Origin of the sequence: Streptomyces sp. NPDC046197 (genome assembly GCF_040646295.1) — a bacterium.
Taxonomy (GTDB): domain Bacteria; phylum Actinomycetota; class Actinomycetes; order Streptomycetales; family Streptomycetaceae; genus Streptomyces.
Genome location: NZ_JBEYZY010000018.1, coordinates 83398 through 97596, shown reverse-complemented (window position 1 = coordinate 97596; position 14199 = coordinate 83398). Strand labels below are relative to the sequence as shown.

The window sequence follows — 14199 nt, the reverse complement described above, 5'->3', positions numbered from 1 at the left end:
CACGTCACTCACACGGTGCGGACTGCCCGGCGTGCTTTTCTCCTCGGAACGCCGGTGAGGCCCGGAAACGGCGGTCATGTCAGCCCCCCGCTGCCGTACGGTGCGTAGAGATCGAGCAGCCGGATTCGAGAGGCGTGCAGCCGCTGGGCGACCACCCGTCCGACCCAGGCCGCGATCGTCCGGCCGAACTCGGCGTCCTCGGCGCAGATCGACCGGACCGCCTCGGCGTCGAACTCCCAGGCCCGCATCGGGCTCATCGCTTCGGCACCCAGGTGCCAGATGTACGGCGGGAAGTGCCAGGACCAGCCAACCAGTTCACCATGACCGAGCGATTCGATGACGGCTGGACGGCGGCCCGGCACGTGCAGGTCGAGGGCGACGGTCCCGGTGCGCACGATCCAGAAGCGGTCGGCGTGCCGGCCCTCCTCGAACAGGCGGGTCCCGGCCTCGAAGGAGACCTCGCGGGCAAGCCGCATCAGCCGTTCACGGTGCTCGGCGGGGAGCACCGCGTTCATGGTGGTGGCGGAGGTCATCGCACCGTCTCCCTTCGTGGTTCCTGACCCCAGCGTGCGCGCGTCACCGGCCTTTCACCACGGGCCGCCCGGACCCGCCCAGGGACCTTCGGCCCACCCACGGGCCTGGTGCAGGGGTTGGCCGCCGCCTCGCGCGAAAAGGCCACACGGGCCCCGTGACGGGGCGTTTCGGCCCATGGGCGCCGCATGTTCCGTCCCGCAGGCTGGAGGCACCCGCAGTGGGAGCAGGTCGCGGCGGGTGACTATGCCGACGAGCCGGTCCTCCTCGTCGACCACCGGCAGTCGTTCGATGCCGTGTCGCGCCATCAGCCGGGCGGCCTCCGGCAGGGCCGCCTCCGCCGGGACCGTCACGGCCGGCGCCGACATCAGCCCGCCGGCCGTGCGCGCCCGGCTCCTGGCTGCACTCCGGCGGGCACCCCGGCTCAGTCTGTGCAGCCGGGCGGCGAAACGACGGCCGGACTGTGATGGGTGTGCCTGCCGCTGCATCAGGTCGGTCTCGGAGATCACCCCGATGACCTTGTCGTCCTCGTCGATCACCGGCAGCCCGCTGATGCGGTACTCGCGGAGGAGGCGAACCACCTCTTGAACGGGGTGCCGTAGCGGACGGTGACGACGTCACCGGTCATAACCTCGCCGACCTTGGTGGGTTTCATCGCGACCTCCTTCAGCGGTGGCCCCCGTCAGCGCAGCCTGCGCAGATACGGATCGTGGGGGTGGCGCGGCACGAGCCGGACGCGGACGTCGAGGGTGGTGACGCCGTGCGGCCCGGCCAGGACGGGATTGAGGTCGGCCTCCGCCAGTTCGGGCAGGTCGGAGGCCATCCGGGACAGCCGGTGCACCAGCTGTTCCAGGTCGCCGATGTCGGCGGCTGGGCTGCCGGCGTAGCCGAACAGCAGCGGGGAGCACCGGGGCGAGGTGAGCAGGTCGTGCACGTCGAGGTCGGTGAGCGGGGCGAGCCTGGCCGCGTGGTCTGCGAGCAACTCCGTCGCCGTACCGCCGAGACCGAACACCACGAGCGGCCCGAAGACCTCGTCCTGGACGACTCCGGCGAACAGTTCGGTGCCGCGTTCGGCGAGCGGCTGCACCACTACCCCGGTCATCCGGTCGCCGAACCGGGTGGCCAGATCGCGGTGCGCGGCCCTGAGCTGGGAGGCGTTCTGAAGGTCGAGGTGGAGGGCGTGCTGTTCGCTCTTGTGCAGCAGACCGGGCCAGTACGCCTTCAGGACGACCCGTCCGTCCGGTCCGGCGAGCCGTTCGGCCGCGGCGACCGCCTCGTCCTCGTCCCGGGCCCAGGCCCAGCGGATCTGCGGGATGCCGTAGCAGCCGAGGAGCATGGCCGTTGCCTGCGGATCGAGCCAGCCCCCTTCCGGGTTCCCCTCCAGGAAGGCGGCGGTCAGGTTCTTCGCGCGCTCGGTCTCCACTCCCGGCAACTCAGGTACGGCGCCCGGAAGCCGGGCGAGCCAGTCGGCGCGGGTGGCTGCGTGGGCCAGGGCACGGGCGGCGTCCTCGGCGTCGGAGTACGCGGGCAGGGTGTCCCCGTCGGCGGTCGGCAGCAGTTCGACGCGGGCCGCCTGCGCAGGCAGCACCGCGACAACCGGGCGGGCGAGCGGTCCAGGAGGCGCGGTCAGGGCGTGCACCAGATCCTCCCCGGTGGCCGCGGCGACCGCTGTGGGGACCAGGCTCACCAGCACGGCGTCGACGGCCCCGTGCCGGGCCACATGGCCGATGCACGCCCGCAGCTGCTCCTCACCGACGGCCGCCGTGACGTCCACCGGGTTGTTCGCGCCGGCGCCCTCGGGCAGCAGGGCGAGCAGTTCGTCCACCAGGTCGGCGGCGAGCGGCGGGACGACGAGTCCGGCGTCCACGCACGCGTCGGCGGCCAGTATGCCGGCCCCGCCCGCGTTGCTGACGACGGCGACCTTCGTACCGTGGGGCAGCGGCTGGGCATGCAAGAGGGCGGCGGTGTCGAGGAGTTCACCGATGGTGCGGGTGGCGGTGATGCCTGCCTGGGTGAACAGGGCCTGCCGGGTCACCGTCGGGGCGGCCGCGGCCGCAGTGTGCGAGGCGGCGGCACGCCGTCCGGCCTCCGACCGCCCGGCGTCCACGGTCAGCACCGGCATGGTCCGGGCCACCCGGCGGGCGGTGCGGGAGAAGGCGCGGGGATTGCCGAAGGACTCCAGGTGCAGCAGCGCCAGGTCGGTGCGCCCGTCGCTCTCCCACCACTGGAGCATGTCGTTGCCGCTGACGTCGTACTTGTCGCCGAGCGAGACGAACGTCGTCACCCCGATGCCGAGCCGGGCCAGCCCGTCCAGCAGCGCAATGCCGACACCGCCGGACTGCACGGCGACCCCGGCCGTGCCGGGCCCGGGGTGCCGGGCGGCGAAGGTGGCGTCCAGGTGGACGTCCTCCTCGGTGTTGGCCAGGCCCAGGCAGTTCGGGCCGACGAGCCGCATGCCGTGGCGTCGGCACGCGTCCGTCAGAGCGCCGCTCTGGTGCGTGTCCAGGCCCGCGGACACCACGAGCAGGGCGCGCACGCCGACTCGGCCGCACTGCTCGGCCACCTCGGCAACGGCTGCGGCCGGGACGGCGATCACGGCCAGGTCCGGCACTTGCGGCAGGTCGGCGACGGACGGGCAGGCATGCACCCCGGCGACTGCGGTCACCTCGGGGTGCACGGTGTACAACCGCCCGGTGTAGGAACCGCTGTGAATGTTCCGCAGTATCGCGCGCCCGACCGACCCCGGTGTGCGGCCCGCGCCGATCACCGCGACGGTGCCGGGGCGCAGCATCGGCCGCAGACTGGCGATGTCGGCCAGCCGGCCGCGCGACTCCACGGCGCTCAAGTACGTCTCGTCCTCGGTGAGTCCGACCGTGCAGTGCACCTCGGGTCCGTCGAAGTGGCGGGTGACACGCAACCCGAGATCGTGGAAGACCCTGAGCACATCATGGTTCTCGGACAGGGCGTCGGCGCTGAACGCGGTGACGCCCGCCGTACGCGCGGCGTCCGCGAGGTGTTCCAGCAGGAGAGTGGCCACACCCCGGTGGTGCCAGCCGTCGGCGACCGCCACCGAGATGTCCGCCGTGCTGCCGCCCGGCAGCACCTCGTACTCGGCCAGCCCCACGAGCCGCCCGTCGCACTCGGCGGCCAGCGCGCGGTATCCGCGGCGTTCGCCTCCGGCCACCCGCTCGGCGGCGAGCCGGGCGGAGGCCGTACTGACCGAGAAGAACCGCAACCGCAGGTTCTGCGGTGACATCTCCTCGTACAGCCGCCGCACTTCCTCACGGTCGGCCGGACCCGCCTGCCGTATGCGAACGGTGGTTCCGTCGGCCAGCAGGGCATGAACCGGGACCTCCTGGATACCGGTCATCACGAACTCTCCCTCCGGATGACACCTTCAGCATCCGGCGGCGGGTCCCGGCCGCACAGGGGCTGACCGGGCACTGTGCGGGCCGAGTGGCCCTCCCGTGCGGTGTGCTCCGGCAAGCCCCGCAGGACTTCACTGGGCCAGCGAGAAGTAGCTCTCCTCCTCCTGCGTGAAGTGCAGGCGGAGGACGGTGTGCAGTCCGTACAGGCAGGAGCGCAGGTCGTCGAGCTGGCCGGGGGACAGGGCGCCCTGGGCGTGAGCCAGCCGCAGGTGGGTGGCGATGCGTCGGGAGAGGCGTTCGATCTCGGTGTGGGCCCGGCTCATGGTGGCCGTGGCCTCCGGGCCGCCGAGAGCGGGGGCGAGGGCGGGGTAGAGCTGGTGCTCCTCGGCGTACTCGTGGGGGAGCAGCCGTTCGGTGAGCAGCCGGTGCGCCTCCTCGACGGCCGCCAGGGCCTGCGGGCCGGGACTGTCGGAGAGGTGGTCGGCTGCACCGTGCACCGCCTCGAGCACGTCCTGGAGGTCGTCGTGTTCCGATGCGAAGCGGTGGATGAGCGCCTCGGCAGCGGGCGTCAGTGTCGGCCGCGCGGCCTGGTCCACGCGCAGTGCGCGCAGGGCATTGAGGATGACCGCCACGTCGATGGCCTCCTGGAGCAGGGCGCCCAGGGCGGGCGCCAGCAGGCCGAAGGCGGCCGCGGCCATCGCGGCCAGGGACATCACCATTCCGCCCAGGGCACTCTGCACGGCGATCCGCCGGGCCCGTACGGCGATGAAGACGGCGTCGGCGAGCCGGTCCACGCGGTCGGTGGTCAGCACGATGTCGGCGGCCTCCGACGAGGCGGTGGACCCGCGCGCCCCCATCGCCACACCGATGTCCGCGGCGGCGAGCGCGGGGGCGTCGTTCACGCCGTCGCCCACCATGACGGTGACCGCGCGTTCGCGTTCGGCCTGTACGACGGCGACCTTGCCGGCCGGGTCGAGCCCGGCGCGGACGTCGTCCAGGCCGAGGATGGCGCCCACCTCGCGGGCCGGCTCCGTGCGGTCGCCCGTCAGCATCAGCAGCCGTTCGATGCCCGCGGCCCGCAGGTGGCGCAGGGTGCGTGGGGCGTCGTGGCGCAGGGGATCCCGGAGGAGCACCGCACCCGCCGGACATCCGTCGACGGTCAGCCAGGCCACGGCAGCACCGTCGAGAAGCGCCCGGTTGTCCACCGCCCTCGTCCAGGACGGGCAGGCGTCGGACGTGTCGAAGCGGCCGACACACACCCGGTGCCCGTCCACGGCGCCCGAAGCACCTCGGCCGGGCTCCTCGGTGACATCGGACGGGACGGACAGCACCAGCTTCCGTTCGTGCGCGGTGTCGACGATCGCCTCGGCGAGGACATGGGGCGAATACTGGTCCAGCGACGCGGCCAGCCTCAGCACCTCCGCCGGCTGCCACCCCGGTGCGGCCACCACGTCGAGGACGCGCGGGCGGCCGCGGGTGAGGGTGCCCGTCTTGTCGAGCAGCAGGGTGCGGGCCCGCCCCAGATTCTCCAGGGCGCCGCCGTCGCGCATCACGACTCCCAGGCGTGAGGCGCGGGAGATCCCGGAGACAATGGCCACCGGTGCGGCCAGCAGTAGCGGACACGGGGTGGCCACCACCAGCACCGCGACCGCTCGTACCGGCGAGCCACTGAGCAGCCAGGCCAGCCCCGCCACCGCCAGGCTGAGCGGAAGGAACCAAGCCGCGTAGCGGTCGGCCAGCCGTACCACGGGCGCGGACTCCGCCCCGGCCTGCCTGGCCAGTCGCACGATTCCGGCGTACGTGCTGTCCTGCTCGGTCGCCGTGGCCCGCAGTTCGAATGCGCCGCCGGCGTTGACCACCCCGCTGCGGACCGTGCCGCCCGCCGCTCGTTCGACGTTCAGGGACTCACCGGTGAGTACGGACTCGTCGAGGTTGGCCATGGCGCCCTCCACCCGCCCGTCGACCGGGACGACCTCGCCCGGACCCACGACGAGCAGGTCACCTACGGCGACTTCGGCCAGCGGCACCGTGGCGACTCCAGCCGGTGTCCGGCGGCGCGCAGAGCGGGGCGCGTGCTCCAGCAGCGAACGCAGGTCGTGCGAGGCCCGCCGCTGGGCTGCCGCCTCCAGGGTGCGGCCGGTGGCCAGCATCAGCGCGATCAGCGCACCGGCCAGGTATTCGTGGACGGCGAGGGTGCCACCGAGAGCGAGAACCGCGATCAGGTCGACGCCCGCACGGCCGTGGCGGAGTGCGGCGAGTACCCAGCCCACCGCCGGTGGGATCGCGGCCAGCGTGCCCAGGCCCCACAGCAGGTCGGCGAGACCCTCCTCACCGGCGAGCCAGGCGGCACCGCCTGCGGCCAGGGCCGCCGCCGTCACGGCCAGAAGGGCGGGCTCCAGCCGTAGCGAGGCGACCGCCCTGGTCGAAGAGCGAAGCCGTGTGGGGAAGGCGGAGCGGTTCATGGTCACCTCTGTCCATCCGGGCATCCCTGCCCGAGGTCTGGCCCCCCGTCCATCACATCTCGGTGGGCTTGGCTTGGTCAGGGGACGAACGGCTCTGCGGCCAGGGCCGTACAGACGCTGTTCGCGCCACCGCGCGTCGGGGCGATGAGCGGCGTGTCCTGCTGTCCAGCCCGCACATGCGACTCCATGATGCTGCGGTCGTCCTCATCAGGGCACTCTCGCCTGCAATCGGGCGTTCTCCTGTACCGCGCCGTGGCGAGGACGGGAGGGAGCAGTGACCTTACCGAGGCTCGGCGGCCCGGGCCGTCCCTCGAACGGCTCCTTGCCGAACGCTTCGCCCGAGGCGAGATCGACGAGGACGGGTACTACCGCCGCTTGACCGTCCTTGGGGAAACCGCTGGCGGCGTCCCCGGTCCGGTGGGTGCTGATCGGAATGGGGCAGCCGTGGACGAGAGGCTTTCTGTGAGCGCCATGATGAACGGAGCGCCGTACGCAATCACGGGGCGCCGTACGCAATAGGCAATCAGTGAGGACGAGACGTTGCTGATGGCCTGGGAGGAGGTCGAGCGGTATCTCCCGTTCGGCAGGGCGCCCATACCCACAAGCGCGCCGGGCACCTTGTGGCGCGACCGGACGACCCGGTCGCCTGACGGGAGTGCATCGCAACCATGGCGGACCCCAACACGCGGACTTGACAGGGAAACGCGGCGTGGAAGCCGGGCATGATCGGCCGCTGCAGCGCTGCAGCGCTGCAGCGCTGCCGGGGGGCAGGGTCGGCCGCCAGTGGCGGACCTGTCATGATCGGCGCCATGGACGCGCGGATCCTGCCGGCTCAACCGACCGACCTCCACGAGGTTCTCGACGACCACTCCCGTTACTGGGGGGAGCGGGACCTGCGGTCCCTGCATCTGACGGCGCTCGTGCAGTTTCGGCTCGACCTGTCTGATGGCACGCGCCGAGGACGGTGTCCGCGGGTACCTCATCGGCTTCGTCACGCCTGCCCGCACGGGGTACGTGCATCTGATCGCCACGCGGGACGATGCCCGAGGGGCGGGTCTCGGGCGCCGTCTCTACGCCGCGTTCGCACAGGCCGCACGAAGCCAGGGTGCCGAGCGGCTGAAGGCGATCACCTCAGTGGCCAATTCCGGCTCCGTCGCCTTCCACCGCAGCCTCGGGTTCGACGCGCGAGTGGAAGAGGACTACAACGGTCCGGGCCGTCCCATGGTCGTCTTCCGGCGACCCCTGCCCGCCGAGGGGGAGATCTGGTGAGATGTCGGGCGTCCAGGAGCGCTGGCGCCCCCGGCGGCCGCCCCGTGCAGTCAGCCCGTCTTCCGCCCCCACCTCGCGTCCACCCGGGCCCACTCATCGGCCCACTGGCCCATGCGGCGGTGGTCCAGCCGCGCCCGCACCAGCTTGGCACCGCCGATGACCACGCCGACGGTGGCCGTGCCGGCCCAGATGCCGCCCAGGACCGACTGGAACGCCGCGTCGGCCCGCGAGGTGGGCCGTGACGTCAGCGCGCCGTGCCCGTCCGTCCACACCGTGACGTGACTGCCGGCGGTCGCGGCGGCCGGGACTCTGGCCCGTCCCGTGTGCGTCGAGCCGTCCGGGTCGGTCCACTGCACCGTCCCCCACACCAGGGCGCCGCTCGTCGGCCGGCCGGTTCCGCGGGTCGCCTCCCAGGTCAGTACCGCCGACACCTGCCGGCTCTGCGCGCGCACCCGGTCGGCGCTCTGCTGCATCGTGCCCGCCGTCAGCACCCCGGCCAGCAGGCCGCCCGCCAGGGCGAGGACCCAGGCGACGAGCAGGATCCACGCCTCCACGACGTCGCTGGTCCGCCGCAGCGGATTGCGCCGCCATCGCCACAACCGCACTCCTGGACGACGTGTCACCCTCGACACCCCCTCGTGAGCACCGACGGCCCCTCCTGCCAGTGTGCTCCCAAAAGCGATCAGAGGCTCCCGCTGATGCCGGGATTGGGCTGGCCGTTCCCGGCGGCGGGGTGCGGCCCAACGGCCGGAGGGCTCGTCCGTCCTCGGACGAGCCCCTGGGACCGCGGGCCTTCGGGTCAGTCGGGACCGGCGTCGGGCGCAGGGATCCGGCCCGGCTCCTGCTCGCCCGGCACTTCCTCGCGCAGGAACGGAGTGATCAGCAGGCGGTACACCAGAGCGCCGAGCGGGCCGCCGATGAACGGTCCGACGATCGGCACCCAGAAGTAGAGATTGCCGTACTGGTCGCGCCAGGCGTGCGAGTATCCGGTGATGAAGCTCGCGATGCGCGGACCGAGGTCACGGGCCGGGTTGATGGCGTAGCCGGCGTCCGCGCCGAAGGCCATACCGATCACCACGACGATGAAGCCGATGATCAGCGGGGCCAGGTTGGCTCCGGGCGGGGTGTTGAGCAGGTCCGTGACGGCGAAGATCAGCATGACCAGGAGCGCGGTGCCGATGATCTGGTCCCGCAACGCGCCCCACTCGCTGATCGGCAGGGATCCGTTGCCGGGCAGAGTCGAGAAGACGATCTGCGTCTTGATGGTGTGACCGGGGTCGGCCTTGGCGAGGGCCTCGGTGAAGTTCCAGCGCACCAGCAGCGCGGCGACGAAGGCGCCGAAGGTCTGTGCCAGGGCGTAGGGCAGGACCTTGGCCCAGGAGAAGCCCTTGAAGAAGGCCAGCGACACGGTCACCGCGGGATTCAGATGAGCGCCGCTGATGCGGGCGGCGACGTAGACGCCGAAGGTGACTCCGAAGCCCCACGCCCAGGCGATGCTGTCGTGATTTCCGAGCCCCGCGCCCAGGACCTGCGCGACCACACCGCAGCCGAACAGGATGAGCACCATGGTGCCCAGGAACTCGGCCGAGAGCTCGCCGAGCAGTACCCGTCTGGACGTCCCGTTTGCCATGGGGCACCGCCTTCCGCTCGAACGAGGATGGGCGCTTTTGGCTGCGAGCGTAACGATTTGATGCTGAACGTCCAGAGGGTAAACGTCAAACGGAACGACTTCCCCGCATGGTGAACCCGCTCCGCCATGGCGGTGGCTGCTTCGGGTCATGCGGCGCCTGTGTCGACCCCGGGCGCGAGCGCCGACCTGACGCGGCGTGGCGTCGCGTGCGGGTCCCGCACCGCTGTCCCGCCCAGTGCTTCGTCGTTGCTCTTGCCGCCCGCCGATGATCGGTCCGTCGTGCCGGATGGCCGGAACGGGGCGGTGCCGGATACGGATCGGTTAAGGCTTGCTCACGTAGCGGTTGCCTCACGGTGAGCGCGCCATGATGGGGCCATGACGCTGACCGCGCGCGCTCTCGCCCAACTGGCCACCTGGCCCGACCTGACGGAGGCCGTGCCCAGCTGCGGCACGGGGCAGGCGCTCAGCTCCGCCCACGGGGAGATCGCCCACTTCCACTCCGACCGGGATGTCGACCTCCACCTCACCGATCGGGCCATCCGGCGCCTGGCGAACGATCTGAGACGCTTCGCAGCGGTCCGTATGGTGGCGGGCTCGCAGTGGGTGACACTCCGCCTCGACGCCTCGGCCGACGTCGATCTCCTCATGACGCTGGTGAGCGTCGCCCTCCAGGCGCATCAGACCGCACCCGGCGCCGGCCGGACACCGTCCTCCAGCTGCAATGACGGTCGCGGGGTGGGTTTTCTGCGGGTCTGACGGATCGGGCGGGTCATGGCCGTCTGACGTCGGTCGGATCCGGCGGATCGGGTGGACGCGCCGTCAGACGGCCATGACCCGGATGCCCGCATCCTCGAACCGCAGCACGGTCTCCGGCCCCGCCGCCGTGTCCGTGACCAGGGTGTCGACCGACTCCGCCGCGCAGATGCGCGCGAAGGCGCGTCGGCCCAGCTTGCTGGAGTCGGCGGCGACAACGACCCGTTCGGCGCGCTCGCACAGCAGGCGGTTGACGGCGGCCTCCGCCTCGTCGTGGGCCGCGGCGCCGTGTGGGACGTCGAAGGCGACCACGCCGAGCACCGCCACGTCGATCGTGATCTGACTCAGAACCCCGTCCGCCAGCGGCCCGATGAGCTCGTACGACTGCGGGCGCGCGACCCCGCCGGTCACCACGATCTTGAACTGGGGCCGCACGGCCAGCTCGTTGGCGATGTTGAGCGCGTTGGTCACCACGGTGAGGGCGGGTGAACCGGAGGCGAGGTCGCCGCGCACGGCAAGGGCGCGGGCCACCTCGGTGGTGGTCGTACCGCCGGTCAGGCCCACCGCCTCGCCGGGCGCGACGAGATCCGCGACCGCCTTGGCGATGCGCTGCTTCTCGGAGGCGCGGCGAGCGGTCTTGTAACGCAGGGGGAGTTCGTAGGAGACGCCGTGCACGACCGCGCCGCCCCGGGTGCGCACCAGCATCTGCTGCTCGGCCAGCTGGTCGAAGTCGCGGCGGATGGTCGCGGCCGACACCCGCAGCTCGGCGGCCGCTTCCTCGACATCCAGCCGGCCGCGCTCGACCAGCAGTTCCAGCAGCGCCTTCCAGCGGGCGTCGCGCGACATGCGCAGCCTCCGTTCCTCCGTCTCCCGCGACCCTAACGCACCCAGCACGCCCTGAAATGCTTGATTGTGCGTGAAACTCAGCGCTATCTTGCAGGAACAATCACAGCGGAGGGCATGCCATGACCCATGTCGAGGACGAGCTGATCAGCCAGCCGGAGTGCTGGGCGAGGGCCGTGGCCGAGGCCCCCGGGCACCGGCGGACCCTGCCGGGGCGCGGTGAGAGGGTCGCGATCGTCGGCTGCGGCACCTCGTACTTCATGGCGCAGGCGGCTGCCGCGCTGCGCGAGGGAGCCGGAGGCGGCGAAACCGACGCGTTCGCCGCCTCCGAGTTCCCGCACGGCCGCTCGTACGACCGCGTCATCGCCCTCACCCGCTCCGGCACGACCACCGAAGTCCTCGGTCTGCTGGAGCAGTTGAAGGGACGAACCCGTACGACCGCCGTGACCGCGGACCCGGACACGCCGGTCATGTCGGCCGCCGACGACGTCGTCGTACTCGACTTCGCGGACGAACGCTCCGTGGTGCAGACCCGGTTCGCGACCACCGCGCTCACCCTGCTGCGCGCCCACCTCGGGCTGCACACCGACGCCGTCGTCGCCGACGCCCGGACCGCGCTGTCCGCTCCGCTGCCCGAAGGGCTCCTCGACCGCACGCAGTTCACCTTTCTCGGGCGCGGCTGGACCGTGGGCCTGGCCAATGAGGCCGCACTGAAGATGCGGGAGGCCTCACTGTCGTGGACCGAGGCCTATCCGGCGACGGAGTACCGGCACGGCCCCATCAGCATCACCACCCACTCCACGGCCACCTGGATGCTCGGCCCGGCACCGGAGGGCCTCGCCGACCAGGTGCGTGCCACCGGCGGGATGTGGATCGAGGGCGGGCTCGACCCGCTCGCCGACCTGGTCCGTGCCCAGCGGCTCGCGGTAGCGGTCGCCGCGGCCCGCGGCCTCGACCCGGACCGGCCGCGCCACCTGACCCGCTCGGTGATCCTCACCCCCTGACGTCCTGCTCTCCGCCCGACGCCCCCGAAAGGACAGGCCGTGCCGCTTGCAGCCACCGGCGAGCTGGTCGCCCGCGCCGCCGCCGCGCGCTCCGCCGTCGCCGCGTTCAACATCATCACGCTGGAGCACGTCGAGGCCGTCATCGCCGGCGCCGAGTCGGCGGGCGCCCCGGTCGTCCTCCAGGTCAGCGAGAACGCGGTCAAGTTCCGCTACGGCCGGCTGCTGCCGCTCGCCCGCGCGGCCGCCGCCGCGGCCGAACGCGCCGCGGTCCCCGTCGCGCTCCACCTCGACCACGTGCAGAGCGACGATCTGCTGCGCCAGGCGCCGGGCGCGGGCTTCAGCTCCGTGATGTACGACGCCTCCCGCCTGCCGTACGCCGGGAACCTCGCCGCCACCAGGGCCGCCGCCGAATGGGCGCACGCCCAGGAACTGTGGATCGAGGCCGAGTTGGGCGAGGTCGGCGGCAAGAACGGCCGGCCTCCCCTCGATGCCCACGCACCCGGCGCCCGCACCGACCCCGTGGAGGCGCACGCCTTCGTCACCGACTCCGGGGTGGACGCCCTGGCCGTCGCCATCGGCAACACGCACGCCATGACCGAGCGCACCGCCGCCCTCGACCACGACCTCCTCAAGCGCCTCGCCACCACGCTGGACGTCCCGCTCGTCCTGCACGGCTCCTCGGGCGTTGCGGACGGCGAGCTGACGGCGGCCGTCGCCGCCGGCATCGCCAAGGTCAACGTCGGCACCGCCCTCAACATCGCCATGACCGGCGCGATCCGCGCCTTCCTCGCCGCCCACCCGGAGGCGGTCGACTCACGCAAGTACCTCAGCGTGGGCCGCGAGGCGATGGTCGGGGAGGTGCGACGGCTCATCGGCGTGCTGGCCGGGCGGCATGTGCCGACTACTTCTTGACGGCCCTCAGCACCACGAACTTGGGGTCGGAGGCCACCAGCTGACTGTTGCCGAACAGGCGGCGCAGCTTGACGTGGTAGCCCAGGTGGCGGTTGCCGATCACCCATAGCTCGCCGCCCGGCCGCAGTGCTCGCCGGGCCCCCGCGAACATGCGCCACGCCGTGGTGTCCGTCGTCGCCTGGTGCGAGTGGAACGGCGGGTTGTTGAGCACCAGGTCCACGCTGCCGGCCGGCACTGCGGCCAGCCCGTCACCGACGCGGAACTCGGCGTGCCCCGGCACGTCGTTCGCCTTGTACGTGGCCTCCGCCGAGGCCACGGCCTGGAACGACTCGTCCACGAACAGCACCTCGGCCTCCGGGTGGGCCAGCGCCATGGCGGTGCCGACGACACCGTTGCCGCAGCCCAGGTCCACCACCCGCCGGGCGGCCCGGCTCTCCGGCAGGTGCTGCAGGAAGAAGCGGGTGCCGATGTCCAGCCGGTCGGCGCAGAAGACGCCGGCGTGGTTGACGACGGTCCGGCCGGAGACGGCGCCGATGCCGTCGGGCAGGGCGTAGGTGTACGGCCACGGATTGGCGGGCCGCGGGAGCGACACGTCCGGGGTGGAGAAGATCAGCCGGGCCTTGCGCTGCGCCAGGGAGGTCCGGGTCGGGCCGAGGACGCGCTCGAACAGCTGGAGCGTCGAGGTGTGGATCTCCTTGACCATGCCGGTGCCGACGACGACCGTGCCCTCGTGTACCGCGGGTGCCAGGCGCAGCAGCAGGTTCTCCAGCAGGGCGAGGCTCTTCGGCACCCGCACGAGAAACACGTCGACCCGGTCGGGCGGCGGGTCCTGGGTGGTGAGGAGCCGGACCGTGCCGGTCTCGACGCCGTTGCGGGCGAGATTGGCGCGGGTCGCCTCCTGGGCCAGGTACGAGTCGGTGATCTGCACCGGCCGGTGCCGCGCCAGCGCCGTGACCAGCGCGCCCCAGCGGTCCCCGGCGACCACGACCGTTCCGGACAGGGCGGCGCCCTGCTCCTCCCGTTCCGCGAGATGTCGCAGGAGAAACTCGTCGGAGGCGTCCCAGGCGCGCAGCCGGTCACGCGGGTCCTCGGGAAAACGGGCCAGCTCGAGCTCGCCCCAGGGCGTCGTCATACGGTCGTTCATCGTCCGTCAAGGCTAGCGGAGCCCCAGCTCAGGCCCGGTCGGCCGGCCCCGGCAGCCACCTCGGCGACCTGGCCCGGACACCTCGGCGTCTCCGCCCGGGGGTGCGGCGCCGGCCCCAGCCGTGCGCGGGCCCTGTCCGGTGTCCGCCCAGGCCGTGCGCGGTTCGTGAATGCCGTGCACCGGTCCTGTCCGGCGTCGCCCCGCTCGTGACCGGGCCGTCGTACCCCCTTCGCGGGAGTGTCGTACCCCTCTCAGGGGGAGTGTCGTACCGCCGTCCGGGAGT

10 protein-coding genes and 2 pseudogenes are annotated in these 14199 nt (G+C 72.4%); 4 read left to right on the top strand and 8 right to left on the bottom strand.

The window, feature by feature from the left end:
* Window positions 1-74: 74 nt before the first annotated feature.
* From AB0A61_RS24690 to AB0A61_RS24675, 4 genes and pseudogenes are all read right to left on the bottom strand, one after another.
* A complete protein-coding gene (locus tag AB0A61_RS24690; RefSeq protein ID WP_361296052.1) occupies window positions 75-533 on the bottom strand; it encodes a cyclic nucleotide-binding domain-containing protein in 459 nt (152 codons plus the stop codon).
* Between the two features lie 204 nt (window positions 534-737).
* Window positions 738-1186: pseudogene (locus AB0A61_RS24685) on the bottom strand (CBS domain-containing protein); the annotation flags it as partial.
* 27 nt (window positions 1187-1213) lie between these two features.
* Complete coding sequence (locus AB0A61_RS24680) at window positions 1214-3901, bottom strand: GNAT family N-acetyltransferase (protein WP_361296049.1); 2688 nt, start codon at window positions 3899-3901, stop codon at window positions 1214-1216.
* A 129-nt stretch (window positions 3902-4030) separates the two neighbouring features.
* Window positions 4031-6361: a heavy metal translocating P-type ATPase gene (locus tag AB0A61_RS24675; protein ID WP_361296047.1), complete on the bottom strand. Its 2331-nt coding sequence runs from the start codon at window positions 6359-6361 to the stop codon at window positions 4031-4033.
* Between the two features lie 809 nt (window positions 6362-7170).
* Here AB0A61_RS24675 and AB0A61_RS24670 point away from each other — a divergent pair.
* Window positions 7171-7630, top strand: a pseudogene (locus AB0A61_RS24670) (GNAT family N-acetyltransferase).
* A 50-nt stretch (window positions 7631-7680) separates the two neighbouring features.
* Here AB0A61_RS24670 and AB0A61_RS24665 read toward each other — a convergent pair.
* Both AB0A61_RS24665 and AB0A61_RS24660 read right to left on the bottom strand, forming a co-directional pair.
* The gene (locus tag AB0A61_RS24665) at window positions 7681-8253 is read right to left on the bottom strand and encodes a hypothetical protein (RefSeq protein WP_361296044.1); all 573 of its coding nucleotides are present in this window, start codon (window positions 8251-8253) and stop codon (window positions 7681-7683) included.
* A 176-nt stretch (window positions 8254-8429) separates the two neighbouring features.
* On the bottom strand, window positions 8430-9260 hold the full coding sequence (locus AB0A61_RS24660) for an MIP/aquaporin family protein (RefSeq protein WP_361296041.1): 831 nt from the start codon (window positions 9258-9260) through the stop codon (window positions 8430-8432).
* A gap of 375 nt (window positions 9261-9635) precedes the next feature.
* On the opposite strand from AB0A61_RS24660, the gene AB0A61_RS24655 reads away from it, so the two are divergent.
* Entirely contained in the window at window positions 9636-10016 is a 381-nt protein-coding gene (locus tag AB0A61_RS24655) for a luciferase family protein (protein WP_361296038.1), read from the top strand.
* Between the two features lie 63 nt (window positions 10017-10079).
* Here the strand turns inward: AB0A61_RS24655 and AB0A61_RS24650 are convergent, their stop codons facing one another.
* Window positions 10080-10859, bottom strand: a complete 780-nt coding sequence (locus tag AB0A61_RS24650; RefSeq protein WP_361296035.1) for a DeoR/GlpR family DNA-binding transcription regulator — start codon at window positions 10857-10859, stop codon at window positions 10080-10082.
* A gap of 119 nt (window positions 10860-10978) precedes the next feature.
* On the opposite strand from AB0A61_RS24650, the gene AB0A61_RS24645 reads away from it, so the two are divergent.
* Both AB0A61_RS24645 and AB0A61_RS24640 read left to right on the top strand, forming a co-directional pair.
* Window positions 10979-11860 carry an SIS domain-containing protein gene (locus tag AB0A61_RS24645; protein ID WP_361296032.1) on the top strand — a complete coding sequence of 294 codons (882 nt, stop codon included), beginning with the start codon at window positions 10979-10981 and terminating at the stop codon, window positions 11858-11860.
* Between the two features lie 39 nt (window positions 11861-11899).
* A complete protein-coding gene (locus AB0A61_RS24640) occupies window positions 11900-12772 on the top strand; it encodes a ketose-bisphosphate aldolase (protein WP_361296029.1) in 873 nt (290 codons plus the stop codon).
* Here the strand turns inward: AB0A61_RS24640 and AB0A61_RS24635 are convergent.
* Window positions 12762-13904 (bottom strand): methyltransferase, encoded by a 1143-nt coding sequence (locus AB0A61_RS24635; RefSeq protein WP_361296252.1) that lies wholly within the window; start codon window positions 13902-13904, stop codon window positions 12762-12764. The two genes, AB0A61_RS24640 and AB0A61_RS24635, sit on opposite strands and share 11 nt — an antisense overlap.
* Between the last annotated feature and the right edge of the window lie 295 nt (window positions 13905-14199).

Excerpts from the sequence above, each read along its gene's own strand:
- AB0A61_RS24635 (WP_361296252.1), bottom strand. The coding sequence starts at position 13,904 with ATGACGACGCCCTGGGGCGAGCTCGAGCTGGCCCGTTTTCCCGAGGAC.
- AB0A61_RS24680 (WP_361296049.1), bottom strand. The coding sequence starts at position 3,901 with ATGACCGGTATCCAGGAGGTCCCGGTTCATGCCCTGCTGGCCGACGGA.
- AB0A61_RS24660 (WP_361296041.1), bottom strand. The coding sequence starts at position 9,260 with ATGGCAAACGGGACGTCCAGACGGGTACTGCTCGGCGAGCTCTCGGCC.
- AB0A61_RS24675 (WP_361296047.1), bottom strand. The coding sequence starts at position 6,361 with ATGAACCGCTCCGCCTTCCCCACACGGCTTCGCTCTTCGACCAGGGCG.
- AB0A61_RS24645 (WP_361296032.1), top strand. The coding sequence starts at position 10,979 with ATGACCCATGTCGAGGACGAGCTGATCAGCCAGCCGGAGTGCTGGGCG.
- AB0A61_RS24655 (WP_361296038.1), top strand. The coding sequence starts at position 9,636 with ATGACGCTGACCGCGCGCGCTCTCGCCCAACTGGCCACCTGGCCCGAC.
- AB0A61_RS24690 (WP_361296052.1), bottom strand. The coding sequence starts at position 533 with ATGACCTCCGCCACCACCATGAACGCGGTGCTCCCCGCCGAGCACCGT.
- AB0A61_RS24650 (WP_361296035.1), bottom strand. The coding sequence starts at position 10,859 with ATGTCGCGCGACGCCCGCTGGAAGGCGCTGCTGGAACTGCTGGTCGAG.